This is a genomic window from Neolewinella persica DSM 23188, assembly GCF_000373105.1.
GTDB lineage: Bacteria > Bacteroidota > Bacteroidia > Chitinophagales > Saprospiraceae > Neolewinella > Neolewinella persica.
Genome location: NZ_KB890414.1, coordinates 22,963 through 47,708, shown reverse-complemented (window position 1 = coordinate 47,708; position 24,746 = coordinate 22,963). Strand labels below are relative to the sequence as shown.

At 55.3% G+C, this 24,746-nt stretch carries 17 protein-coding genes; 7 read left to right on the top strand and 10 right to left on the bottom strand.

Annotated elements, in window-relative coordinates:
- Position 1: 1 nt before the first annotated feature.
- Together B036_RS0101790 and B036_RS0101785 are read left to right on the top strand one after the other, a co-directional pair.
- A complete protein-coding gene (locus B036_RS0101790) occupies positions 2-2,671 on the top strand; it encodes an FtsX-like permease family protein (RefSeq protein WP_020566970.1) in 2,670 nt (889 codons plus the stop codon).
- A 112-nt stretch (positions 2,672-2,783) separates the two neighbouring features.
- The gene (locus tag B036_RS0101785) at positions 2,784-3,986 is read left to right on the top strand and encodes a murein hydrolase activator EnvC family protein (protein WP_157471996.1); all 1,203 of its coding nucleotides are present in this window, start codon (positions 2,784-2,786) and stop codon (positions 3,984-3,986) included.
- 19 nt (positions 3,987-4,005) lie between these two features.
- Here B036_RS0101785 and B036_RS33365 read toward each other — a convergent pair whose 3' ends face one another.
- Together B036_RS33365 and B036_RS27690 are read right to left on the bottom strand one after the other, a co-directional pair.
- Positions 4,006-4,251, bottom strand: a complete 246-nt coding sequence (locus B036_RS33365) for a hypothetical protein (RefSeq protein WP_020566968.1) — start codon at positions 4,249-4,251, stop codon at positions 4,006-4,008.
- 65 nt (positions 4,252-4,316) lie between these two features.
- On the bottom strand, positions 4,317-4,991 hold the full coding sequence (locus B036_RS27690; RefSeq protein WP_020566967.1) for a polysaccharide deacetylase family protein: 675 nt from the start codon (positions 4,989-4,991) through the stop codon (positions 4,317-4,319).
- A 343-nt stretch (positions 4,992-5,334) separates the two neighbouring features.
- Here B036_RS27690 and gltX point away from each other — a divergent pair, with 343 nt between their 5' ends.
- Positions 5,335-6,876 (top strand): glutamate--tRNA ligase, encoded by a 1,542-nt coding sequence (gene gltX / locus B036_RS0101770; protein WP_020566966.1) that lies wholly within the window; start codon positions 5,335-5,337, stop codon positions 6,874-6,876.
- A gap of 145 nt (positions 6,877-7,021) precedes the next feature.
- Here gltX and B036_RS27685 read toward each other — a convergent pair whose 3' ends face one another.
- Positions 7,022-9,385, bottom strand: coding sequence for a DUF5682 family protein (locus B036_RS27685; RefSeq protein ID WP_020566965.1), 2,364 nt, complete (start codon positions 9,383-9,385; stop codon positions 7,022-7,024).
- 30 nt (positions 9,386-9,415) lie between these two features.
- Positions 9,416-9,592, bottom strand: a complete 177-nt coding sequence (locus tag B036_RS33850) for a hypothetical protein (protein WP_020566964.1) — start codon at positions 9,590-9,592, stop codon at positions 9,416-9,418.
- Between the two features lie 230 nt (positions 9,593-9,822).
- Here B036_RS33850 and B036_RS0101760 point away from each other — a divergent pair, with 230 nt between their 5' ends.
- A complete protein-coding gene (locus B036_RS0101760) occupies positions 9,823-10,329 on the top strand; it encodes an isopentenyl transferase family protein (RefSeq protein WP_020566963.1) in 507 nt (168 codons plus the stop codon).
- Positions 10,330-10,511: 182 nt separating this feature from the next.
- Here the strand turns inward: B036_RS0101760 and B036_RS0101755 are convergent, their stop codons facing one another.
- Both B036_RS0101755 and B036_RS0101750 read right to left on the bottom strand, forming a co-directional pair.
- Positions 10,512-11,858 (bottom strand): hydroxymethylglutaryl-CoA reductase, encoded by a 1,347-nt coding sequence (locus tag B036_RS0101755; RefSeq protein ID WP_020566962.1) that lies wholly within the window; start codon positions 11,856-11,858, stop codon positions 10,512-10,514.
- Entirely contained in the window at positions 11,855-12,940 is a 1,086-nt protein-coding gene (locus tag B036_RS0101750) for a beta/alpha barrel domain-containing protein (RefSeq protein WP_020566961.1), read from the bottom strand. The genes B036_RS0101755 and B036_RS0101750 overlap by 4 nt, the downstream gene beginning before the upstream one ends.
- Positions 12,941-13,605: 665 nt before the next feature.
- Between B036_RS0101750 and B036_RS0101745 the strand changes: the two genes are divergently transcribed.
- Entirely contained in the window at positions 13,606-14,244 is a 639-nt protein-coding gene (locus tag B036_RS0101745) for an SPOR domain-containing protein (protein WP_020566960.1), read from the top strand.
- 11 nt (positions 14,245-14,255) lie between these two features.
- On the opposite strand, the gene B036_RS0101740 is transcribed toward B036_RS0101745, so the two are convergent.
- The 4 genes from B036_RS0101740 to B036_RS0101725 all read right to left on the bottom strand — a co-directional run bounded on the left by B036_RS0101740 (position 14,256) and on the right by B036_RS0101725 (position 22,619).
- Complete coding sequence (locus B036_RS0101740; RefSeq protein WP_020566959.1) at positions 14,256-14,546, bottom strand: rhodanese-like domain-containing protein; 291 nt, start codon at positions 14,544-14,546, stop codon at positions 14,256-14,258.
- 146 nt (positions 14,547-14,692) lie between these two features.
- Positions 14,693-17,185: a T9SS type A sorting domain-containing protein gene (locus B036_RS0101735; protein ID WP_020566958.1), complete on the bottom strand. Its 2,493-nt coding sequence runs from the start codon at positions 17,183-17,185 to the stop codon at positions 14,693-14,695.
- A 526-nt stretch (positions 17,186-17,711) separates the two neighbouring features.
- A complete protein-coding gene (locus B036_RS27680) occupies positions 17,712-21,665 on the bottom strand; it encodes a PASTA domain-containing protein (RefSeq protein WP_020566957.1) in 3,954 nt (1,317 codons plus the stop codon).
- Positions 21,666-22,172: 507 nt separating this feature from the next.
- Positions 22,173-22,619: a DIP1984 family protein gene (locus B036_RS0101725; protein ID WP_020566956.1), complete on the bottom strand. Its 447-nt coding sequence runs from the start codon at positions 22,617-22,619 to the stop codon at positions 22,173-22,175.
- A gap of 414 nt (positions 22,620-23,033) precedes the next feature.
- Here B036_RS0101725 and B036_RS0101720 point away from each other — a divergent pair, with 414 nt between their 5' ends.
- Entirely contained in the window at positions 23,034-23,696 is a 663-nt protein-coding gene (locus tag B036_RS0101720; RefSeq protein ID WP_020566955.1) for a hypothetical protein, read from the top strand.
- 48 nt (positions 23,697-23,744) lie between these two features.
- A complete protein-coding gene (locus B036_RS31510; RefSeq protein WP_020566954.1) occupies positions 23,745-24,743 on the top strand; it encodes a T9SS type A sorting domain-containing protein in 999 nt (332 codons plus the stop codon).
- Positions 24,744-24,746 lie beyond the last annotated feature (3 nt).

Sequence of the window (24,746 nt, the reverse complement as noted above, 5' to 3'; positions counted from 1 at the left end):
AATGGACGATTTTAATCTGGATGCGGCCCTGGCCGACTGGCGCCGCTATGTAGTGGCGGAAGCAGCTCCCGAAACTGGCGACCTGGAAGAACTGGAAGCCGGTTTACTGGACCGCTATGATGAATTTCTCATTAAGGGCCATTCTCCTGCAGACGCCTTTGCCGAAGCCCGCCGCCTCGCTACGCCGCCCGCCCGCCCAACAGCGGTCAATACAAAGCTTGGGGCTGGTTGGTCCCTGCTGGCCAATTATTTGAAAGTCGGTGTCCGTAACCTCCGTAATCGTCGCTGGTATAACCTGACCAACTTCGTCTCCCTCACCATGGGCATCATCACGGCTGTTCTCGCTGTGTTATACCTGAACTACGAAACCAGCTACGATGCTTTCGTGCCACAGGCAGATCGGAAGTACCGGGTGGGGATGGACTTGCGCTCTCAGGGCTACAGCATGATCAGCTTTCCAGATTTTACCTCTACGGAATCTGTTGGGCAACGCCGCCAGATCGAAGCCTTTACCAGTATTCCGGGCGTAGAGCGGGCCGTGCAGTTTTCTACCTTTCCCGAACCCCAAAAGGTAACGATCAATGAGCGTGAAATAAGTTTAACCGATCAGTTGCAAACGAATACACCGCTGGATTTTCTGGCGTACTTCGATTGGAAATTATTGGCTGGCTCTCCGGGCGCTTTTGCAGCTACGCCCCTTACGGCCTTGCTGACCGAGCGGGAGGCGATCCGATTCTTCGGGGATGATTGGCAGGATCGGCAACCGGTCGGTCAAACCCTGCGCATCGACACAACGGATTATACCATTGCCGGGGTTCTCGCGAACGTCCCTCCCAACGCTCACTTCAACTTTTCATTGGCGCTGAATACGCCGAAGATCAACTATTGGGGTGCCCGGATCTACGTGGAGCTTACGGAAGGGGCGGACCCCGACGTCGTCCGACAAACAATCAACGAAAATTTCGGGACGATAAATTCCTCGCTGGCGGAAGATGTACTCTTTGGCGGAGTCATGCTGCAGCCGCTACTTTCTATTCACCTCAATTCTGATCTGCTGTACGAATTAAAGCCGCGCGGTAGCTTAGGGTACCTCTACATCATTGGCCTCATCGCACTGGTAATTTTGCTCATCACCATTAGTAACTATACCAATCTATCGGTCGTAATGAATGCCGGGCGGGCCAGAGAAATTGGTATGCGTAAGGTCTTTGGAGCAGCGGATGGCCAGGTAGCCGGCCAATTCGTTCTGGAAGCCGTTTTGCTGAGTTTGCTCACTTTGCCAGTGGTACTACTGGGCCTTTGGTGGCTCATTCCCCGGTTTAATCAGCTCATGGGCGTAGAGATTTCCCGGGCTTTCCTGGGAGGATCGGGCCTGTTGGCTCCGGTCCTTGGCATCGTCATTCTGGTAGGCTTATTGTCCAGTATTTATCCGGCGCTTTTTTTGGCGCGGACGCGGGTGCAAGGACTGTTTAAAGGCAGGCTGATTCAGGACGCTGGTGGTAAAGTAACTACCCGAAAGGTTGTCGTAACGCTCCAGTTTATCCTTTTGATCAGTTTGTGTAGCCTCACGCTTTTTATCAACAAACAGCTGGCCTATATCCAGGATAAAGACCTGGGTTACCGAAAAGAGGGTATTCTTTACGTCAATCTCAACGCGGACAGCAGCCGCTTCAGCACTTTCCGCAACGAGATGCTCCGGCTGCCGGAGGTTACCGCAGTCGGAACTGGTACCCCAATGGGACAATCGCCCTACAACCAGCTAACCTACCGACTTAACGGTACGGAGGAAGTGTTCGACGACGCCCACAACATTTATATGGATTACCAATCAATTGCCCAGATGGGCATACAAACGTCCATCCCGGAGTACATCGCAGATCCTGAAACGGCCCCAGCTCGACTGGTACTCATCAATAGCACATTGGCCGACAAACTCAAAAACCGCTTCGACCTTACCGATGCCGACTTAATCGGTAAAACCATTACCCAAGAGCCGGAATACGTTGACGAGGAAACTGGCGAAGTCGGCATTCCCTACCTCATTGCCGGCACCTTCCAGGATGTCCATATGTTCAGCCTTCGTGAACGGGTAGATCCCATGTTTCTGACCGTATACAAGCAGCCCCGTTACGTCTACTGGGCCTCCCTCAGCTATCAGGACGCCTCCCCCGCAGAAATATTGGATCGGGTGGAAGAACGTTACCAAACGTTGGGGGTGGACCAGGATTTCGTGCATGCCTTTCTGGACGAAAACCTCACGGAGCTCTACGTTGAGGAAACCCGCGTAGCCACTTTAATTAATTACTTGAGCCTCCTTGCCATCGCGATGGCCGTGATCGGACTGATTGCCCTGACCGCCTACCTCACCACCCTGAGGCGGAAGGAAATTGGTATTCGGAAAATTCTCGGGGCCAGTCATCTTGACATCCTTCGGAGGTTCAACCTCGAGTACCTGCCCCTGCTCGGCTTAGCCATGATGGTATCCGTACCACTTACCTGGTGGGGCGTGGCTTGGTGGCTAAAGGGTTTTGCCTACCGCATCAGTATCGGGCCCGAAGTTTTTCTGCTGGCTGGGCTGATTGTGCTGCTGATCACCGGGCTGGCCGTTAGCCTGGTCACCCTGCGGGCGGCAGGGGCAATTCCTGCCAGTGTACTGACGAGGAACGAATAATGCCAACTATGCTCTTTATCCCTTCTTTGCACCTGCGCACCGCCGCCCAAATCTACCTTAGGAAATAAACATGTTGCCAAAACCGCTACCTTAGCAAAGTATTTTATTTACTGTGCCAAATAAACATTCCCTTCTCAGCTGGATATTGCTGTTCTGCCTGCTCTTGTCTGGTGGGATGGAGTTGTGCGCCCAGTCGCCGGATATACTTAAGGCAAAGCGCCAGCGCCTGCAAAAAGAACTTCGACTGACAAACCAACGGCTGGCCGCTACCCGGGCCCGCAGGGGAGCCGCCGTTGGCCAGGCTGACCTGATCCGCCAGCAAATCGAACAGCGGACGGAACTACTGGAAACCTTACGGGAGGAAGTAGATCGAAACGGTCGCCGCCTTTATCGCGATTCCACCGTGGTTACCTCCCTTAACGATGACCTGGAACGTATGGGCAACGAATATGGCAGCGCCCTCCGTGCTGCTAACCGCGCACGCCTCAGCCAGGGATGGTTGACCTTCTTGTTAAGCGCCCGGGGCTTCAACGATGCCTTCCGCAGGGTGGTTTACCTCCGCCAGTACCGCGACTACCGCCGGCGGCAGGGCCGGCTCATCCGCCAAACCCGTGGAGCACTCAACGAGAGGATCGCTACGCTGGAAGTACAACGGATCGAACAAGACTCCTTGCTCTTCGCCGCTGAAGACCAGGATGCTACCCTACGCGAAGAACTGGCGATCCAGACGGCCATTGTTGATAAGCTGTCCTCCAGCGAAAAGAAACTCCTGGTCACCATCCGGCAGCAACAAAAACAGAACGAGCGCCTGAACCTGGAGATTCGCGCGGCGATCAGCAAGTCAATCGCCCGGGAAGAACAACGGATAACGGCAGATAAAAAAGCCGGCGTGGTTGCCTCCCGTACGGAGACGGTGGGCGCGGGAATATCCTCCCGACGAGGAAAGCTGGGATGGCCCGTCAAGGGCAAGGTGATTCGAAAGTTTGGTCGCCAATCTCACCCCGACGTACCCTCCGTGAAAATTGAAAACAGCGGTATTGATATCGATGCAGGTGCCAATGAAACCATCGAAGCTATTTTTGCCGGCGAGGTAATCAGCCTAAGAGAAATACCCGGACTACGCACGGTTATTATGATCCGGCACGGCGGATTTTATACCGTTTATTCTAACGTCGATAACGTACAAGTCAAATTGGGAGCCCGCGTACAGGCAGGCGATCAACTTGGCCTGACGAGTAGAGAAGGGGATGCGCTACACTTTGAACTCTGGAAGGGGAAAACGCCTTTGAATCCGGCTAGTTGGCTTGTGAAATAGGTGCAGCACTTCGTGCGCGTTACAGCCAGTCGCTACCGCTCCTTGTTGCAGAGGTCGCTTCGCTCCCGTTGCAGAACGCCTTCGGCGTGTTGCAGGTTGCAGCTACCGCATCAGGGAACCTGCTCCGCTTGTTTTTGACAAATTCTTTTGAAAAAAATGCTGAAACAATTTGCTTGAATTGCCTGAGGCAATTTTTTTCTGCAACCCCTGCAACCCCTGCAACCCCTGCAACCCCTGCAACCCCTGCAAAAAAAAGACCAGCCATGCCTCCCAGTGGAAAGCACGGCTGATACTAAAAATATTGAGTTATCAGGAAAAAGTATAGGTCGGTTACGCCGTCTGTAGTTGAGGCGTATTAGCGGTTATGCCATCTTTTTGCGCGAGCAGCTCGGGCGTAAGCGCTTCAAAGCGATAGCCGAGGTCTGCATAGTATTGTAGTAGGCGGGGAAGGATACTCCGTAATTTATCTTCTGCTTTCAGGCTGTCGTGGAAAACGACAATACTGCCTGGGCTGGCGTTACGGACGACGTTCTGGTAGCAGTCTTCTGCGGTCAGCTCGGGGTCAAAATCACCGGAAAGGACGTCCCACATCACTACTTCGTAATGACGGGTAAGGAACTGAGCCTGAGCTGGCTTCAACCGGCCATAGGGTGGGCGGAAAAGCGAACTTTTTACTTGTAGAGCACAATGACGTACGTCGTGGAAGTAAGGAACATTGTCAGATTTCCAGCCATCGAGGTGATGCATGGTGTGGTTGCCCACGGAATGACCGGCAGCTAATGTCTGGGTCAGTAGTTCAGGGTAACGACGGACGTTATTTCCAACACAAAAGAAAGTCGCCTTAGCATTGAAGTGAGCAAGCTGTTCCAGTACCCAAGGAGTTAACTGGGGGATGGGACCGTCGTCAAAGGTCAGGTAGATGACGGGATTATCCGTGGCTTCTACGCGCCAGTGAAAACTAGGGAATAGCTTTTGAATTACTCTTGGTGTTTTAATCAAATACATGTTCGGGACAATTTTTTGGGTTTAATTCATTGTTGGAACGCTATCAGCAGAAAAAGAAGTTGCCTCCCAATCCAGAGATTGCGTATCGATAGGTGCTTTGTATTTTGAATGTCTTGGTTTAAAAGCGTGTTACCGGCCCATGAAAAAAAACTTCCGGCAAAGTCAGCGCGTTAGCCGAGGCGAAGAGGGCATTTGGAAGCAGATTCTAGTGATTGCAAACCGAATCAGCTACCTTTGCGCGCTTTAGCGTTCGAACTGTCTAACGAAAAAACGTATTTACTGTTCATAATGCTGCTTGCCAAATATAATTTTATTATTCAGCCCTTTTCTTAATTACAATGCCATGAATCCCGTTCGTGTACGATTTGCCCCCTCGCCAACCGGTCCACTCCATATTGGTGGTCTTAGGACAGCCCTTTACAACTACCTTTTAGCGCGCAAAACTGGTGGCGTTTTTGTGCTACGCATTGAAGATACGGACCAAAAGCGCTACGTTGAAGGGGCAGAGGCTTATATTATGGAAGCCTTGGAGTGGTGTGGAATCTCACCTGATGAAAGTCCACAAAAAGGAGGTAATTACGGTCCCTACCGGCAAAGTGAGCGCCGGGAAGTTTATGCCGAGTACGTGAAAAAGCTGTTGGACAATGGCAGCGCATACTACGCTTTCGATACGGAAGCAGAACTCAACGACCGACGGGAAGCCGAAAAAGCTGCTGGAAACCACAACTTCCGGTACGACGCAAGCACCCGAATGAGCATGCGTAATAGCCTCAGTTTGCCAAAGGCAGAAACCAAAGCCCTGCTGGCCGAAGGAACCCAACAGGTGATCCGCTTTCGCATCGATTCGGGCAATACGGTTTCTTTTAAGGACAACGTGCGGGAGAACGTCAGTTTTCAGACCGAAGAACTCGGAGACCAGGTGCTCATGAAGGCCGATGGTTTGCCGACCTACCACCTGGCCAATATTGTAGATGATCACCTGATGGAGATCACCCACGTTATCCGTGGCGAAGAGTGGCTGCCCAGCACGGCACTGCATGTGCTCCTGTACCGCGCCTTTGGTTGGGAGGATACCATGCCGGCATTCGCTCACCTGCCGCTGCTGTTGAACCCCAACGGTAAGGGTAAACTGAGTAAGCGGGATGGGGCCAAATTCGGGTTCCCCGTCTTTCCACTGGTTTGGCACGATGAAGCGAAAGGTGAAACAGCCGCAGGCTTCCGGGAGGACGGATACCTGCCGCAGGCGTTGGTGAACTTCCTGGCTTTCCTGGGCTGGAACCCCGGTACCGAACAAGAGATCTTCTCGCTGAGCGAATTGGTCACTGCTTTCGACCTCGAACGGATCAATAAAAGCGGTGCCCGCTTTGACATCGAAAAGGGGAAGTGGTACAATCAACAGTACCTCATTGCCACCAGCGACGAGGACCTAGCTCCAATGGTCGCAGCCCAATTTGCCGCTGCGGGACACGAAATATCTCCGGCTAAAGCGACTAAAATTGCGGGCTTGCTGAAAGAGCGGGTGCAGCTGCTTCCCGATTTCTTCGAGAAGGGCCGCTTCTTCGTGGAACCGGTAACGGACTACGATGAAAAGACCATTCGCAAAAAGTGGAAACCGGATAATCGCGCCACCTTTGATCAATTAGCCGACCTGCTGGCCACACACGAAGACTGGACTGCCGCCGCCATCAAATCCGCCGTCGTCGCCTTTATGGATGCGAACGGACTGGGTTTCGGAGCCGTTTTGCCCATCCTCCGCGTAGCGCTCAGTGGCTCCGTGCAGGGCCCGGATGCGTTCGAAATGCTGGAAGCCGTTGGTCGCGAAGAAACCGTGGCGCGGTTGCGGAGTGGGTACGATGCTTTTGATGCCATTAAGGCAGGGGCTTAGGCGCGGCCGCAGGTGTAAGGGAAAGGGATTAAGGAGCAAGGCCTCGGTCGAGGACTTTCAGTCCGAGTGCGAACGAGGCCGCAGGCTCCCGGAGTGGGCAACAGCGGCAGCTATTCCCCCATTCTCTCATTCCATTATTCTCTTTTCACCCCATCCAGTCCAATAAAGCCTCTACGAGGTCCTTCGTGGGCGCAACGTCCGTCACTGCGTCCTTTGCTTTTTTACTTTTCTTTGCACCTGCGGCCGCGCCTGATGGTGCTTCAGAATTTTTCTCAGCACCTGCTGGATCCGCCAGCGTCTCCTCCTTACGTGCCAGCCGCAGTAACCGCTGCCGGTCAAATACGCTGAAGTCGGCAAAGGTGCGGCGGAGTAGTGGTAAAATCTCTTCGAAATCCGCCCACTCCAGCTCCGCGACCCAGTCGTTAACCAGCGCCCAGAGCGGCGGGTAATGAAAGAGTAATTGGCCGCTGCCGTGTAAGAAACCACTTAGCCACTGCGCAATGGGGTGAGCGCCGTTGGCAACGGACAGGGAGCGGGAAAAACGCCGGGCCGTCTCTTCGTTATCGATAATATTGTAGTCATACAAGAGTCGTACGGCATGCCCTTGAAGCAGTGGATGCACCCCTCCGGCCAGGGCCGTTCGCTGCAGACCGCCGGTCCAAATGTCCGTATGCTCTTCGTTTTCCAACTGCGCCAAGGCGTAGTTGGCGGAGGCTACATGCTTCAATAGTTCGCTGGCCTGCTCATCGTCGATGTTTGTAGCAGCGGCCGGCAGCCCGGCGGCTAGCCGGGGCAATAGTTCATCGATAACCAGCAACAACGCGGTAGTGTCGGTTTTGCGGGAATCGCCGTAACGGCTGGTGGAAACCAAGGTGGGTAGCGCCGCCAGCAACGACGCAATATCGGTCGTCTCCGCTGCCCGGTGCCGGAGCAGATCCATCAAGGCGGGGACAACCTCCGAAAGGTCGGCTCGTAAGCAATCAAGGGTAAGTTGGGCGAGGGGGCGAACGGTGCGCATATCTGCCGCCTTCTCGGTCGCGTACCTGCCAGCGGCGACGCCAACCGTATTGCCATAGCTGGCTCGTTCAATGAGGTAAAGACTGAATTCCGGTTGCCATTCTAACAACCAAATCTCCTTGAAACTGCTGAGGCTGTCGGGGCCACTTGGCTGTAGCTTTCCCCAGTTGATCTCCAGAATGTTGAGCCGGTGCAGCAGGTGGCTTTTGCGTAGGTCATTGGGTGCCCGCAGGTCGATGCCGCCCCTGGGATTGGTCTTGGTTGCCTTCAGGTATTGCTCGCCGGCAGTTTCCCAGAGCTTAGCCATTCGGGTGCTCTTCAGCTCCCGGTTCAGGTCTTCCAGCAGCGGAACGGTGGTGACGTCGGGCGGAACGAAGCCGACGGTCGTGCCGATGGTCAGTTTTTCGTGGATGACGGCCAACCGCTCCGGCCGGCCTGCGGCCAGCGTGCCGAGCAATGCCTGTTCCAATTCCTGGATACCGGGAAGCTCGTGGTTCCTCAGGGTCGCCAGCATCTGGGCCAAGGCAACGCCCTCGGTGGCCATGGCCGGGCTGGCGTCAAAGCCTTCCTCCCGGAGGAGTTTTGCAGCGGTGGCCATCCAGCGATTTACGGCCTGTTTGGGGTAGTCGTGGAGTAATTGGTACCAACTGGGGCTTTTAACGCCCGCACCGTAGCCGCCTGCCCGCGCCAGGCGCGGGTACGACCACGGAACCCAGGCTGCTGCGATCTTAACTTTAGGCAGGCCCTTTAGCCGGGCTTTGTCGGTCGCAGCTTTATGCTTAAGTACATCCGCCACGGCGGGGCCGTGCCAGGCACCGACGATGATGGCGATGCGCTCAGCTCCGGTTTTCATGGCTTTGCGGATTTCGCCGCGCATGAAGGCTTCCCGCCGCTCGTTCTCCTCGTCGGAGGCGGAGGGGAAAGTTTGCCGAAGCTCACCGACCATTTCAAGCAGGGCGGAGAAGACGGCCAGGGAGTCTTCGTGGCCCCGCTCCAGGGTGGCGTCCCACCAGTTTTCGCTGTCGTCGTAGCCCGCCAGTTCTGCCATCAGGCCCAGGGGGTCCCGCCGGAGTTGGGCACGGAGTTGTTTTTTCGTTTTTCCTGGGAATTCGGAGGGCTCGTCTTCCGTCGGCGCTTCGGTAGCGAAGAGGGTAGGGGGGACGTTCACGGCCCTTTCAGCGAGGTAATGGCGGGCGGGCAGGTCGATGGGCCATACGTCGACGGCGTGTTCCACTGCCCAGTCGATCGCCTGGTACTCGGGACTGAAGGAGGCGAAGGGATAGAAACTGGCCCGCTCAATGTCCTTGGCATCATACAGCACCAGCGCAACCGGCGGCCGCAGGCCGTTGCTGACGATCTCCCTAAGTACCTTATCCGCATCCGCCGGCATCTCGATCAGGATCAGATCGGGCTGGTACTCATCGAGCGCCGCGCGGAGGCGGCGGGCGGAACCGGGGCCGTGGTGGCGTATGCCGAAGGTTTGGGTTTGCATTGACGAAAGGCTAAAATTCAGGTTGTTGAATTATGGGGCTAATTTGACGCCACCATCAATCAAAATTTTTCTCAAAACTTTAGTCTCATCATCGTTTAAGCGCAATAAAAGTATTGTACTTAACTTCTCATCTGAGAGTGGAATTAACTCGCCGGACTGACCCAGCCCAAAGTGCGAGTCCCATTTGTCTGTTCTTGGATTGTACATTGACCGAGAGTTTTCCTTCTTTGCTGTGCAAAGCTAACTGTTCAAGACGCTGGTTTTCCTCTTCGGTCGTATGAATAGCAAGAATCTCTTCCGGGGAAGGTGCTTTTGCCAGAATATGGAAAACTCTGTCTAAGATGCTTTCTTGAGCGACCACGTGAATGATTTAATATTAAGGTAACGCTTTAACCATAAAACATAGTTTTGTACAACTGCATATTACCTTCGTCAGCATGAACCGCATCCTAATCATCGGCTGCTCCGGCTCCGGCAAAACTACCCTGACCAGTAAACTGGCAGTGCAGACCGGCCTGCCCGTCATCCACCTCGATCAGGAATACTTCTTCCCCGGTTGGAAAGAACCAAAACCTGATGATTGGGCCAAGACCGTGGAAGAGCTCGCCGCCCGCGACCGGTGGATCATGGATGGGAATTTCTCCGGTACTTTCAAGTACCGTATGCCCAGGGCGGATGCCGTCGTCTTCGTTGACCGCCCCACCTGGCTGTGTCTCTGGCGTGTACTCAAACGTACCTTGCAACATCACGGTAAAGTTCGCCCGGGCTCCGCCCCAGAATGCCCTGAGCGATTTGATGCACATTTTTTGCACTACGTAATGCGGTACAATATTACCCGCCGGCCAGGGATTTTGCGGGTGCTGGAAGAGCAACGGAAATTGGGAAAGGAGGTGTTTCGCTTAAGTTCTGTGGGAGACGTGAAGGCTTTTTTGAAGAGGTTCTAAACGTAGAATAGGTACCAAAACCATTTAGTTATGGCCCACTAGCCGACAGACAAACTTTTGTCCGGCTTTGCCGGGCCAAAAGAATTTGTCGGACGGCCGAGCCTCCCGTCCGACGGATGCTTTTCCGTTTGCGACGAAGGAGCTAAAACGGAAAAGTCCGTCTGACGGGTAGTAAGCATTTCCTACCCCCTAAGGTCCTCCAAATACCCCCGAACCCCATGGTGGCTCACCGTCTTTCCCGCAAAATGCGTTTCTGTTGAAGTCCGTTCTTCGGGCGTAGCACCGAAGGAAGACAGGATGTTTTGCAGATGCATCTTCATGTGGCCTTTCTGGATGCCGGTAGTAACCAGGCTGCGCAGCGCGGCAAAGTTCTGCGCAAGACCGGCGGCAGCCATTACGCCCATCAGTTCGTGAGCGCCGGGGCGGCCAAGGATATCAAGGGCAATATTGGCCAGCGGATGGAGTTTGGTCAGACCACCAACGGTACCCAGGGCAAGTGGAAGACTGACCTCAAAGTGGAACGTATCGTTGTCGATCCGACACTGACTCAGGCTGCGGTACTGGCCGCTTTGGGCGGCGAAGGCGTGGCAGGCCGCCTCGATGGCGCGAAAGTCATTGCCCGTAGCGAGCACGACGGCGTCGACGCCGTTCATAATACCCTTGTTGTGGGTAACGGCACGGTAAGGATCTTGCCGGGCAATGTCCACGGCATATTTGAAGCGGCGGGCAAAATCCGCTGCGTCTACTCCGCTGCCGGGCAGGTTCATGCTTTCGATGGGACAGCTGACCCAGGCACGGGCCACGCAGTTGGGCGTATGGTTGCTCAGGATGGCCATGATGACCTCCAGGTCCCGCTCGTCGTCGTTGAGTTCAGGGGAGTCGGTGGCCCACCGCCGGAGTTCCTGACCGTAGGCTTCAAGGACGGTATTGATGAAGTTAGCGCCCATGCTGTCGGCAGTGCCGAAGCTGACGAGCAACTGGTAGCAATCCGGGCTGACTTCGGGAAGGTGCTTCCAGCGGATACCACGGACGCCGCCGCCCCGGCTCTCCATTCTTTCGGTCAGGGGCAGGGTTTGGGCGCGGACGCGGGTACAAAGACCGGTTAAAAGCGCCGCTCTGCGCTCTGGTCTGCCACTCCAGCGGAAGTGCAGCTGACCGAGTTTCTCGGCGGCAACGACTTCGGCGTGGAAACCACCCCGGGTCATCCAGTACTTCGCAGCGGCGGAAGCCGCCGCCACTACACTGGATTCTTCGATCACCATGGGTACGGCATAAGTCGTGCCATTAACGACGAAGTTTGGCGCTACGCCGAACGGCAGCGGGAAATTGGCCACCGTATTTTCACTAAAGTTGTCGATGACCCCCTGTAGGGCTACGTCGGCAGTGTCAAAACGAAGGAACTCCCCTCCCTGGCCGGGCTGAAGGAAATTTTCGACCAGCCATGCCCGTCGTTCTGCTTTGGTCTTCTTACTGAAGCCGTTGATTTTTTTCTTGTCTGTATTCACTACTTGCAACGGGTTTTTCCTCATAAGCGGGGCCGAAGATAAGCTTCCGCCAGCTCCAGGCCTCTGATTTGAGTGTTTACATAGCGCTGAAGCGTCGGATAATCCTCCCGCGCGTAGCGCAAAAACGCCGACGCCTGTCCGTACACTGCGGGTAGCGACGACTTTTTGGTGAGGTAGTAGCCGTCCAGGAAGTTCTGTAGCCCCCCACTGATGATGAGGTGCTCGCAGCGGACCTTGAGCCCCTGCTCTTTCAATTTTCCCTGCACCTGCGGCCCCGCCACCAGGTCATTAATCATGGTCACCATCTCGTTAGCCGTATGGCCAACCCGAACAATGGGCCCGTAAGCCGCCCGACTCAGGTCATCTGCCCGATAAAGCTCCAGCTTACTGAAATTCGTGCCGCCGTTGGCTGCCGTATCGATGGCCAATAAAGGCAGCTCCAGCAAACCCGCTAAGCTGCGTGGGCCCATGCCCTGCCCAACTTCCTTAACAATGACGGCTAAGCCAGGCAAAGCCCGCAGGGTTTCCCGTACAGTCTCCAGCGGTGGGACCGTAAATTTATCCCCTTCCGGTTGCATCGCTTCCTGAAGTGGATTGATGTGCAGTATTAAGCCATCTACCCGAAGAAGATCACACATCTGGCGAATTTCTTCCATGCGTCCAGCATCGGCCATTTCTTGTACCTGTGCCACACCCAGGTTAGCAAACAAGGGTACATCATCTCCAGTGAGCGGACGAATATCGAAATCCTTCAGTCGCTCCTGACCATATAATAATGGCCGGCAGGAACCCAGTCCCATCCCTAATCCGAATTCTGCACAAGCCTGTGCAAGGTTTTGGTTGATGGTGTAGGCTTTTTCCGTTCCGCCCGTCATACTGCTAACCCACAGCGGCGCCTTCATCTTTTTATCCCCAAAGGAAACGGAGGGTAAAGATCCCGGATCGGGATGAGCGGCAAGCAACGGTTCATAGTCGAATCGACGATCTATTTCCATCGCCTCTACCTGAGAGCGAAAGGCCAGCTCGATGTGGTCTTCTTTGCGGCTTTCACCGGTCGGGTCCTCGGGCGAAGAATGATGCATGGAGGTAGGAAGTGTCGTTGGCATTATTGCCGAACGTGAGACGAAGGTAATGGTTTAAAGTCGCTGCGCTCTGGTTGCAAGATCGCTTCGCTCTTGTTGCAGGGGTTGCAGGGTCGCTTCGCTCCGGTTGCAAGATCGCTTTGCTCTTGTTGCAGGGGTTGCAGGGTCGCTTCGCTCTGGTTGCAAGATCGCTTCGCTCTTGTTGCAGGGGTTGCAGGGTCGCTTCGCTCTGGTTGCAAGATCGCTTTGCTCTTGTTGCAGGGGGTGCAGGGTCGCTGCGCTCTGGTTGCAAGATCGCTTCGCTCTTGTTGCAGGGGTTGCAGGGTCGCTTCGCTCCGGTTGCAGGNGTTGCAGGGTCGCTTCGCTCTTGTTGCAGGGGTTGCAGGGTCGCTTCGCTCCGGTTGCGGCGCTCGGATATCGCCTCTGCAACTTCTGCAACCCCTGCAACGCGAGCGAAGCGACCAAAAAAAGAGGGCACCCTAACCGGGTGCCCTCGAAAATGGTCTTTCCAAAAAGCAAACACTTGAACAATTCTTTACGGTAATTCGTGCTATCGAAAAGTTGTTGTGTACTTTCGATGTACGAATCGCGCTGTAGCGTGTTTAACCGTGATATAGCAAAAATGCACTTTACTAGCCTGGTATTGCCTCCTGGGCCATGATTTTTGGGATTTTAACAGATACATTACCATGAAAAACACGTCAATTCTAATACCGATCATCCTAATTAGCTGTCTTTTGGCACTAGGTTTTCTGTTCTACAAAGCCTTACAAACGGTAGAACAAGACAACCTTAGGGGTAATAATCCCATCGTGCTTAACGAAGCAGATTATGCGGATGAGCCTACGCCTACAGACATTGGGGCTACTACGGATTATGACGCTGCCGCTCAATCAGAAACACCAGTTGAGCCCACGAGCACTACCCCTACAAATGCGCTGGATGAAATGACGGACGCTGAAAAGCGGGCTGCAGAGTTAGAGGAACTCCAGGAAGCTGCCCGTAAAGCCCGTGCGGCAGAAGCCCGGGCGGCGGCGGAGGCAGACGAAGACGAAATCGATACAACTACGCCAAATACCGTAGGTGAACCTAACGGCACTGGCCGCTACCTCGTCATTGCCGGCAGTTTCCGGCAGCGGGCGGGCGCAGAGCAGCGGGTTGCCCGACTAAAAAAGGCCGGCTTTAACGATAGCTCCGTCGAAAAATTTAATCGGGGTACTTACGCCGTAGCGCTCGCCGGACAATCCAACCGGTTTTCAGAAGCTAAACAACTGGCCGATAAGATCGTGAAGGCTGGCTTTGAGGCGCAGGTTATGCGACGGAGATAGCAGCGGAGCTGCTACTGCCAGGCCATCATCCCCCCTTCCAGGTTCCGAACATTCGAAAACCCGGACTGCTGTAGCAGGTGCTGGGCCATTGCTGAGCGCTTTCCACTGCGGCAGTAAACCACAATTTCTTCGTCTTTATGGGATGCCAGCTTTTCGAATGAAGCAGTTATTTCGCCGAGCGGAATATGCATGCCACCAATGTTGAATTCGTCGCGTTCGTAGCTTTCACGTACGTCGAGGAGTATATAGTCCTTTTTGCCGGCGGCTTCGCGCTCTTTGATTTCCTGAACTGTTGCGTCCATAATACTAGCTGTTTAGTTGGGAATAACAACGTAATTGGTGAAATGGATGAAGAAACCTCTGTCACCCGATGAATTCTTTTGCCTGGCCAGGTCGGCAAAAGTTAGTCTGGCGACTAAAGCAGCGGGCGGTATCGGTTCATGATTTGCTATTGCCGCACAATCTTATGCCGGCTCCCTGTCGTCCCGTTACTGACCTCTAAAATATAAATACCGGCGGGCAGGTGGCCCAGCTCGATTTGATCGTTGACCCGGTCTTGAGTGAGCAAGGCCCCGGTGATGGAGTAAAGGCGATAATTTAACGGACCGGTTCCGGCAATTTGGCGCGGCCGCAGGTGCAAGGTGCCGTTGGTCGGATTCGGGAATACGTCCACGAGGTCTTCTGCGGAAGTCTGCGCGGAGGTGCTTGTTGGAAAGCCTTCAAAACCAGCAAGCAGTGGGCGGATCATGATGGCCCCGGTGGTGGTGCCGGTGATTGGCGTCCAACCGTTGCCATTATTGAAGAACTGTACGCCATCTGGTCTACTATTGCGATCAAAACCGATACCGATGTTGGCATCTGAGCGCAGCTGTTCCCAGCCAACGAAGTAAGTTCCGACTTCCAGCGGAAGCGCTTCGGGCAAGAGGTAGGTGGTGTAACCCTGGAGGCTGTCCAAGTGAAAATCCTCCGCGTAAACGATCGGGAAATCATAAGTCCCTACGAGTATTTCCGGCACATCGGTGCCAGTGTAGACGACCAGTCTTAGGGCCTGACTGCCCAAAGACCGCAGCCCCCGTGGAATCCGTACCCGGATGCCCTTCAGGGAATCTTCCACAAAAGCATCGTAGCGTTGCAGGATGGTCGTACCGTTGTTGCCTTCGAGGGTGACCTCGGCGGTGCCGTCGTCGTAGGCCATGTATTCGCTGAAGGTGGTGGTTTGAACCACCGTATCATTCCGGACAAGTCCTCCGTTTGCAAATCCATTGTCCTGGTTATTTACCGACATGCCATACAGCGTCAGTAGATTGAACGGTTCGTCAGGGTTAGCGATAGTGTTGAGATAAGTGGAAATGTCGGCTACCACACCAGGTACACTACCGATGTCTCCCGTTCGGATTTCTAACGAACCTCCGGGGATTGCATTATTGTTGCCGGGGAAGAAGATGGTCAGGTCAGGGCTGGTTACCGCCGGGCTGTTTGGGACTTCGGTCAGGATATTGAAGGAGCCAGAGGAGACGTTCAGCACGTCATTGTTTAAGTTTCGGATGGCCACATTATAATCCCGACGCAGTAACTCGTCATTCGTAGCCCGGTAATGTCGGAGCGGTATACCGGAATAGTTGTTGAGGAGGTACTCGGGCAGTTCAACGAAAGCCAGGTCAGGTACGACCAAAGAAGTACGCGATTCGCTCAGTTTTACGTAGTCCAGATGCCACATGTCCACTGCGCCCTGTTCACTGCTTTTACCTGCGAAGCGGAACTGGAAACCGAAGTACTGGTACTCGGCGGGGATGTTTAGGATGGTCCCGATAAACGGCCGGTCGCTGTTATTCGGCTCCGTCGTTCGCAGGCCGGCCTGGGAGAAAACGGTGTTCCAGTTACCACTTTGATCAAGAAATTGGACGAGAAAACTGTCCTGCGTTTCCGGGCGGTTACCCAGCCCGCGGGGCTGGAGGTAGAAAGACAGGGTGGTCCCTGATGCTCCCTGTAGGTTTACGGGCACGGAGGTGAGGTAATCCCGGATGGTCGTGGTTGCACCACCACTTCCCGGAGGGTAGGGCTGCCCGCTGAAATCAACGGCATCAAACGTCGCTACGCCGATGGAGGGTGGGCTGTCGGCAAAGTTGCGGTTGATCAGCACGTCGTCGTCCTGCCAAAGGTCAGGCCGGGGCCGGTTGCTATTGTAGGCAAAATCATCGAAGAAGGGAAGGTTGGCCGTTATCCCGTCGATATCAAAAGTAGTACGATAAGTATCACAGATGCCGAATTCATTGCAAATGGTAACGCAGACGGCGTCGGTACCCCGGTACCCGGCGGCGACGTACCGGAAATCATTGCCGTCTTCCAGACCGGTCAGGAAACTGAACCGTTGCCCCCGGCCGGGGTAATCCGGTGCGCAATTTTCAATGCTTCGGCAGAAGGTGCCGCCCGGGAGCCCACCATCAGGGACGACAACTTCGATTACGCCACGCGGATCGATGTCCTGGTTGCCAAGGTCAATGTCCTGGTTTGCTCTGCGAACAAGGACGATGATTCTTTTGGTTGGCCCACATTCGCCTGCACCGTTGCAGGCAGCTATACGAAAGGTGTCCAACCCCATTTCTGCACCTGCGTCCGCGCCGTAGAATAACGTGTCGCTGGTTACGGTTGCCGTGCCGAAAGCTGCCGTTGCACAGCCGTCACACTGGTAAGTGATGGCTCCGCCGCCCAGCCCCGTAGTATCCGTTCCAACGCGTATGCCCCGGCTTTCGCCCGGGCCGAACAGCCGGAATGCACTTAGGTCAAATTCGCCACAATCCACCTTGTTTTGGAGGGGCAGAGACACCTCCTCAGAACGTCCCCGCAGGGTCTCGTAGCCAGCTAATGGGCGGAAGGTTTGGGCAAAAACAGGAGAAAAAACGAGCCCGAGGAAGAGGGCCGATAGTAGTAGTCTTACATTCATGGTTATCACTTGGAGTAAGAGAACGATTTAATGGACTGGAAAGTGCGTAGCGCCGCAGGCGCTAGCGCTTCGCGCTTGTTGGAAGGTCGCTTTGCTCCGGTTGCAGGGGTTGCAGAGTCGCTTCGCTCTTGTTGCAGGGGTTGCGGGGTCGCTTTGCTCCGGTTGCAGGGGTTGCAGAGTCGCTTCGCTCTTGTTGCAGGGGTTGCGGGGTCGCTTCGCTCCGGTTGCAGGGGGTGCAGGGTCGCTTCGCTCTTGTTGCAGGGGTTGCAGAGTCGCTTCGCTCTTGCAGGGGTTGCAGGGGCGCTTCGCGCTTGTTGCAGGGGTTGCAGGGTTGCTTCGCTCTTGTTGCAGGGGTTGCAGGGTCGCTTCGCTCCGGTTGCAGTTGTTGCAGGGTCGCTTCGTGCTGGTTGCGTTTTGCAGGCCTGTTTGCGGGCTGCAACCCCTGCAACGCGAGCGTAAGCGAGTTTCTGCAACAAGGCGCGCAGCGCCCCTGCAACAAGCGCGAAGCGCCAGCGCCGCAGGCGCGCTACTCACACCCATCCGGCTTCCGTTCTGCCAGATAAATATCAAACTTAGAGCCCACGGGCACCATCTTCCCTCCGGGTGGTTCGGTCCGGATCACATAAGCTTCGCTACGGTCAGAGACATCGCCGTAGACTTTACCGACGAGCAGGTCAGAACCATCGAGAAGGAATTCAACGACGCCAAACCTCTTACACTTAATGTTGGGGACGGAAACCTCCCCGGTTTGCCTTACGGTGACCACGAATTCAAGTTCAGAGCCCTGAGGGACCTTCACCCCGGCACGCAGGTCGGCGTCGGTGATCTTCTGGTCGCCGTAAAAGAAGTGGAGAATAGTGTTCTCTTCTTGCTTGGGGTCATAGACTTGCTCCCGAATCTTTGATTTAATGTCGGCCGACTTTTCCAGTCGGTTAGTATACTGCGTGTAGTCGTAGTTGCCAACCAGGCCAGGAAGTTGAATCATCGGTGCATCCTCGCTCAGGATAGTAAGGTAAATGGACCTGTTCTTCTTTACGCCTGCACCCGCAGGAGGGTGCTGTAAGACGACCATGCCAGCGGGCCGGTTGGGGTCAAACGCGCCCTTTTCGAACTTCAGCGTGAGGCCAAGATCGTCCGCCACTTCCTCCGCTTCAGGGCGGAGCATATCTACAAAGTTGGGCAATTCGGTACTGCTGCCGTGGGAGGTATAGAGGCCCAGAGCGGTGCGTAATACGAAGAAGCAGACGACGAAGAAGAGCAGGGCGGCAAGGGCGTTTTTCCAGAAATAACCGGAGGTGAGCATGCGGCCAAGGCTCTTGAAGGTGCCGAGGATGCGGTTCTTGATGTTCGGCCCGTCTTCCATCACGGAAGTATAGGACGGGGTTGGTTCTTGTTCAGGTTCTTGATAATTCATAGGCTTGGGAGCAGGATCGAATGCCATTGATTTCCTGGGCGGGGCCGCAGGTGCAAAGTAAGGGGTTTGAGGAGCAGGGTCCGAAAACCCGACCGGTGTCTCCACTGGTTGGATATTGGCCTCGGTGACCACCGGAGTCGCAAGGGTAGTCGCTTTCTCCGTCGGTTGTTCCTCGACGGGAGCCGTGGTGCCACGGTCTCGCCGGGCCTTGCCAAAGGCCAGGATCCGGCTGATGAATTCGGCCGGCTGGTAGCCGGCAATGGCGGCCTGGTGGAAGATGGCCGTGGCGGGCGTCATGCCCGGCAAACTGTTGATTTCGATGGGGATGGTTTCGACCCGCCCGTCAGCGAATACCCGGACGAAAGCGTCGATGCGGCAGTAGCCCTGGACGTTGAGGGCGCGCGCAGCGCGCTCCAGGTCCACTTTTACCTGACCTGCGACATAGTCGTAGCTGTAATCCGTCGTCGCCATCCGGGCGGGTGTCAGGTTTTGCCCTTCGCCGGCGAGGAATTTTTCTTCGAGGCTGAGGACTTCCCCTCCGGCCAGCGTTTCGCTGGGCTCGAAGAGTTCGTAGCGCACCGCGCCGTCAACGCCGTAATGCGTGAGCATGCCGCCGGTGATCTCCAGGAATTTTTCCGCTCCGGCGGCCACGATGGCCTGCTCAAAGAGGATGTTTGGTTTGTTGCTTGGCCATTCGTCCTTGGCCGTCAACTTCATCTCCCGGCGGGAGTGGTTCTCGTCTAGGGTGGATGGCCGGAAGGTGAGATGGCAGTAGGCGTGCAGCTCGTCGCGCTGCTTGATCAGCTTTACGGCGGAGCTGCAACCATCGTCGACCGGCTTGGCAATGAGGGGATAACCGAACAGGCGTTCGACCTTGTCGTAGAAGGCGTATTCGTCTTCAATGAATTCATCGGCCGTTGCCAGCCACTGCTCCGTTACGGGGAGGCCGGCTTCCCGCAGGGCCAGCAGGGTGTCGTGTTTGTTGATTGTTACCTGACTGCTGGCAATTCCGGAGCCATTGTAGTAGAGGCCGAGAGGTTCGAGCTTTGCCTGCACCTGCCCGTCTTCGCCGGGCCGGCCGTGCAGGGCGATGAAGACACCGTCGGCGACTTCGGGGAGTTCTTCCCAGCTTAGTTGGCGGGGATGGAAGACGACGTCGGGGTCGGCGAAGCGGGCGGTGATGCCGGCGCAGGCTTTTCGGATGTCGGCGACCACGGGGTGCTCCTCGGTTTTGACGAGTTTGTCGCGGATGTCGTCGGCGTTGTCTTTTAGGAGGAGGTTTACTGGGAGTTGGTAGAGGGCGTAGGCTCCAGAGGATGGAGCGGACCCGGACTCTGCGGGGCGCTGCGCTGCCTCGCTCCCCCCGGACTCTGCGGGGTGCTGCGCTGCCTCGCTCCCCCCGGACTCTGCGGGGTGCTGCGCTCCCTCGCTCCGTCCGGGGTTAAAGCGATTTGATCCCTCCGGGATCTTGGGGGTGGAAGCGGAAGTGAGGAATACCGGGACGGGTCGGTAGCCTTCGCTGGAGCTCAGCTTCTCATAAATGTTTCGTCCCGACTCCACGCTGATGTGGCGTTCGAAGCTCGTTCCGCCCAGGATGACGGCGATGCGTTCTTTGTTGGTGGCCCCGGCGCGCTGGGCGTCGATGGCGTCGTCGAGCTGGGTGCCAAGGAGGTCGGCTACCTCCATGGCTCCTTCGTCCTTCCATTGCATCCCGCGTTCGCGCAAAGAAATGCGAATGATGAAGGTCAGGAACTGGCTGGGGTTGAGCCCGATTTCGGCTGCCTGGTGAAAGAAGAAGCTGCTGGGCATCATGCCCGAGGTCGTGTTCGGGTCGTTGAGGAATATCTCGCCGCCGGGCGTGTGGAAGCCGTCAATGCGTGCGTACACCTCGAAACCTAATTCTGTGAACAGCCGCTCACATTCGTTGCGGATGGCCTGAATGCGATCCGTCGGAAGCTCAATCGGAGTGATCTTCCGGCTGCGACCGGGCATGTATTTGCTGCGGTAATCGAAGAGCTCGCTGCTGGGCTTGACGATCTCGGTGGGCGGCAGGGCAACTACCTGACCGTCTTCCGTACGCACCACGATGGTGCTGAATTCTTTGCCATTGATGAAGCCTTCGACGATGACGCGTTGCTCGGTTTGATGACCGGTGAAGACGACGAGCGGATGCCCGGAACCGGCGACGGCGGCTTCGAGGTACTCGTGCAACTCGTCGGGCGTATATAAGGTCAGCTCGTGGTCGCCGCGGAGGGCGTCCATGGGGAAGGCGATGCCGTCGCGGAGGTCAGAAAGGTGGCGGACATATTCTAGGCGTTCGTATTCATCGCGGGCTTTGTATTCACTGAGGGGCAGCAGTTCGCGGAAGAAGGCAGCGTTGACGGCGCGTTCGAAGCTTTCCAGTCCTTCAGTTTCCTGGATGATGGCGACGCCGATGGAACTGCCCTGGCGGGCGGGGCGGATGACCATTGGCCAGCCGATTTCTTTTTCGCAGGTAGCGAAGTGTTCCTGTACGCGCTTGCCGTCGAAGTCTCCTTTTTCGATGACCAGCAACGCCGGGGAGGCGAAGCCTTTAGCCGACATAAGTTCTTTCTGGATGGCTTTGTCCATCCCGATTTCGCTGGCCTCCACCCCGGAGCCGGTGTAGGGGATGCCGGCGTACTCCAACTCTCGTTGCAGCTGGCCGTCTTCGCCGTACTCGCCGTGGAGGGCGAGGAAAGCGAGGTCGATCAGCTCCGGCAGCTCGTCGCGCCGGATGCGCCGACCGACCTTGCGCCCCATGGCCTCGAGGCTAAGTTCGTCAAGCGGACCGAGGCTTTCCTGGTATACCTGGAAGCCGTGTTGCGACTTCGGCGCCAGGGCAATGGGCGGGAAAAAATCGCGGATGGTCCCCCGATAGAGGTACTGCCAGTCGAGCAGGTGCCACTTCCGAAAGCTGTCCACAAAGATGGGGACGGGCTCGAAGAGTTCTTTGTCGAGATTGTCGTAGACGGTCCGGCCGCCGGCGAAGGAGATTTCGCGCTCGCGGCTGGGGCCGCCGAAGAAGATTCCTACTTTGATCCGCATACGTTGGTTTATCCGTAAAAACTGGGTCACTTGCTGACCGAATGCGAAGGTAGGGAGATTGGGGAGAATTAGCGGGGAGAACTAGTATTCGCGGGTGGGGAGATGATAAGCGATAACGAGTAAGCGATAAGTGATAAGCGATTTGGCTACCGCAAGGGAGGAGATAGTCGATATGGGATTGGCGATAGTTGATACTTGATTGGCTACCGCACGTGGGGGCTCACTTCGTTCGTTTATTCTCGATTTGCGATTGGTGAAAGTACTATGCTTTTCAAGTCGGGTGCTAACGGACCTGGGTAGCAAGACTATAAGTAAAAAGGCGACCAGTCTGTACCTGGATGTAAAAAGTAAAAAGTACCTTTCTGAGTAGTGACTGGTGATGGGTCCTGAACGGTAAGTTCTTGCCGCGACCCTAGCAGCCCAGAAAAGGAGGAAGATTTTGCATTTGCCCCGAAAACCTTCCCAATAAAAGGGGCTGGTACACGCCCTGGCCGCCCCGGCTTTCGCCTATTCTAGTAGCTCTGTGGTCCAGTTGAGGCCTTGGATCTGGCTGTCGATCTCACGGAAACTTCTGCCGGTCTGTTCGATCTCGATTTGCAGGTTCTTGATGCTGACCGTCGTTTCCATGTCGGAATACGAACTGCCGTGGATGGTCGCTGCTTGCCGGATGGTGCGTAGGTGCGTCTGCAATGTTTTGAGGGCATCACGTTGTGCGAGTCCTTCCATCAGTGTACGTCCATCGGCCAGTTGGGTCGCCACGTTTGTCCGGTTGATCTTCACGATGATCCCCTGTAGCTTGGTCACGGATTCCCGCAGCTGGGCCAGCAGCTTAATCGGATCTTCCTGCGGCTTGTTGTTGCGGCGGACGATCAGCACGGGGGTGATCCGGCTGGTCAGTTGCGTAATCTTACGCTGTAGATCGGCGCGAAGTAGCAAGGCTTCGGCTAGTTTCATGGTGCAAAGTTTTAGGCTTCGGGGCTTAAATGTAATTAGAATGGTGGTTAGTTGCGGGGTGTTCGGATTTAGGGCGGGGGCGCAGGTGCAGGAAAAAGGATGAAGGAGCAGAGATCGAGGCCGTGAGATTCCTCTCCATCTGCGTTAATCTGTGCAATCCGTCAAAATCTGCGATTTGGAAAATTGGGATAACGAAAACATGGGGTTGCACCCCATGCTACAAGAGACGGTCCTCCGAACCTGTGGCCTTGAGAGGCTACCAATTCTTTTTTCACTTAAGTAGTTGGTGAAATACAGCTATGCCCTTACTCTGTCTAGGCCTATATTGAGTTCTCGAGAGCTGCGCTTTTTTTATGCCTCCATGTAACACTAACCCACCAACCAGCATAAAGAGACAAACAAAAGTCCCTAATTATGCGCGCGCTTACCCTTTTCCTCCTCCTCTTAACGGGCAGTTTCCTCCAGGCTCAGGTCGGGGTAGGCACCAACGCCCCCACCCAGGAACTTGACGTTAACGGAAAGCTCAAAATTTCAAACGATGGCCGGACCCCTACCGCCGGCACCCTTCGCTACACCACGGTCTCAGATGACTTTGAGGGGTACGACGGGAGGGAGTGGAAATCGCTGACGGAACAGAAAAGCACTGGTACGCCTAGTAATCCGGTACCTTATGTTGGGCGCTCCGGTCCGATATCCGTTGGCAACCAACTTGCCAGTCCCGGCCTGGTAAACCTCCAGTCGTGGGAGGATAGTGCTACCAGCTTCAACAGGGTGCCCAGTGGCATGTTTTTCCTGGTGACTCGCATACAGGCACAAGACAATAACCTGACTTCAACATTTGAACGCATTGATTGTGGGGTTTACGCGCAGGCCGCAAACAACACCGTTAGAAGTAACTCTCTGGTGCGCATGGTGGGCTCTAACCGGGAACTGGTCACCCTAGCGGGTGATCAATCAAACCCGCTCATGATCCTCCGGCCAAATGACCGGATTGTAATTTTCAATAATAACCTGGCCTCTCAAACGACCATCAATGTGCTCATCCACGGCTTCCTGGTCGATGCATTGGATTTTTAGTCCGGTGCCTGACACGCTCCACTCCAACGATAAATTAAAAGCTGCACCATGAAGGTCTTAACTTCGCTAACCCTGCTCGTTCTACTCGTCACCACGCCGGTTACCGCCCAATTATACATACAAAATGGTGGTAGCGTCACCCTCAGTAAGAAAGACAGTTATTTGTACCTGGATGATGGTCTGAGCATCGAGCCTGGTGGAACACTCACCGTACGCGGAACAATTGAGTGGGTCAACCAGGCTACTAATCTGGGGACACTTGTTTTTCAGATTGGCGACGCACCTGCCTCCGGAGATTATGGTAAAATGGTCGCCACTCAAGGCGACGACATCGAATTTGTAAATGATGTCATCAGGACAGAACTGGTTGACGGTTATGACCCCCAGGAAAGCGTAAGTTACGAATTGATTACCGCCGGTTCGCTGGACCGTTTGCCCGAAACTCAGGAGCTGCCCGGCCTTTTTTGGAGCTACCGCTTTACGGACGCAGAGGTATTTGCTGAGTTCGACGCTACCGTCTTTCCAGTGGAATGGCTTGGGTTCACGGGCCGCTGGGCCGGTAAATCTGCCCGGTTAGACTGGCAAACGGCGACGGAAGTCGATTCCGATCAATTTATTGTAGAACGTCAAAATACTGCTGGCAACTGGTTAGCAATCGGCAGCGTTATTGCAGCCGGTACGTCTAACACCCCGAGTAGCTATAATTTCCTCGACGCCGAACCGGGGCCAACCAACCCGGTGCTGTACCGCCTTCGGCAAATCGACTTTGACGGGGACTTTACCTATTCCAACATCGTAGCTCTGGCGCAGGCCGCTGGCGAACCGACTTTGAACCTCTTCCCCAATCCGGCACAAGACCATATTTTCGTAGAAGGGCTGGATAGCGGAAACTTTACCATTACCGATGCCGCCGGGCGACAAGTAGCTCGAGGGATTATAAATGACGCCCGGCGTTTCCGGATCGACCTGCCGGTCGGTTTGCCGATGGGTACTTATTTTCTGTATCCCGAGCAAGGTGCCGCTCAGCGGTTTACCGTTGCCCGTTAGGTC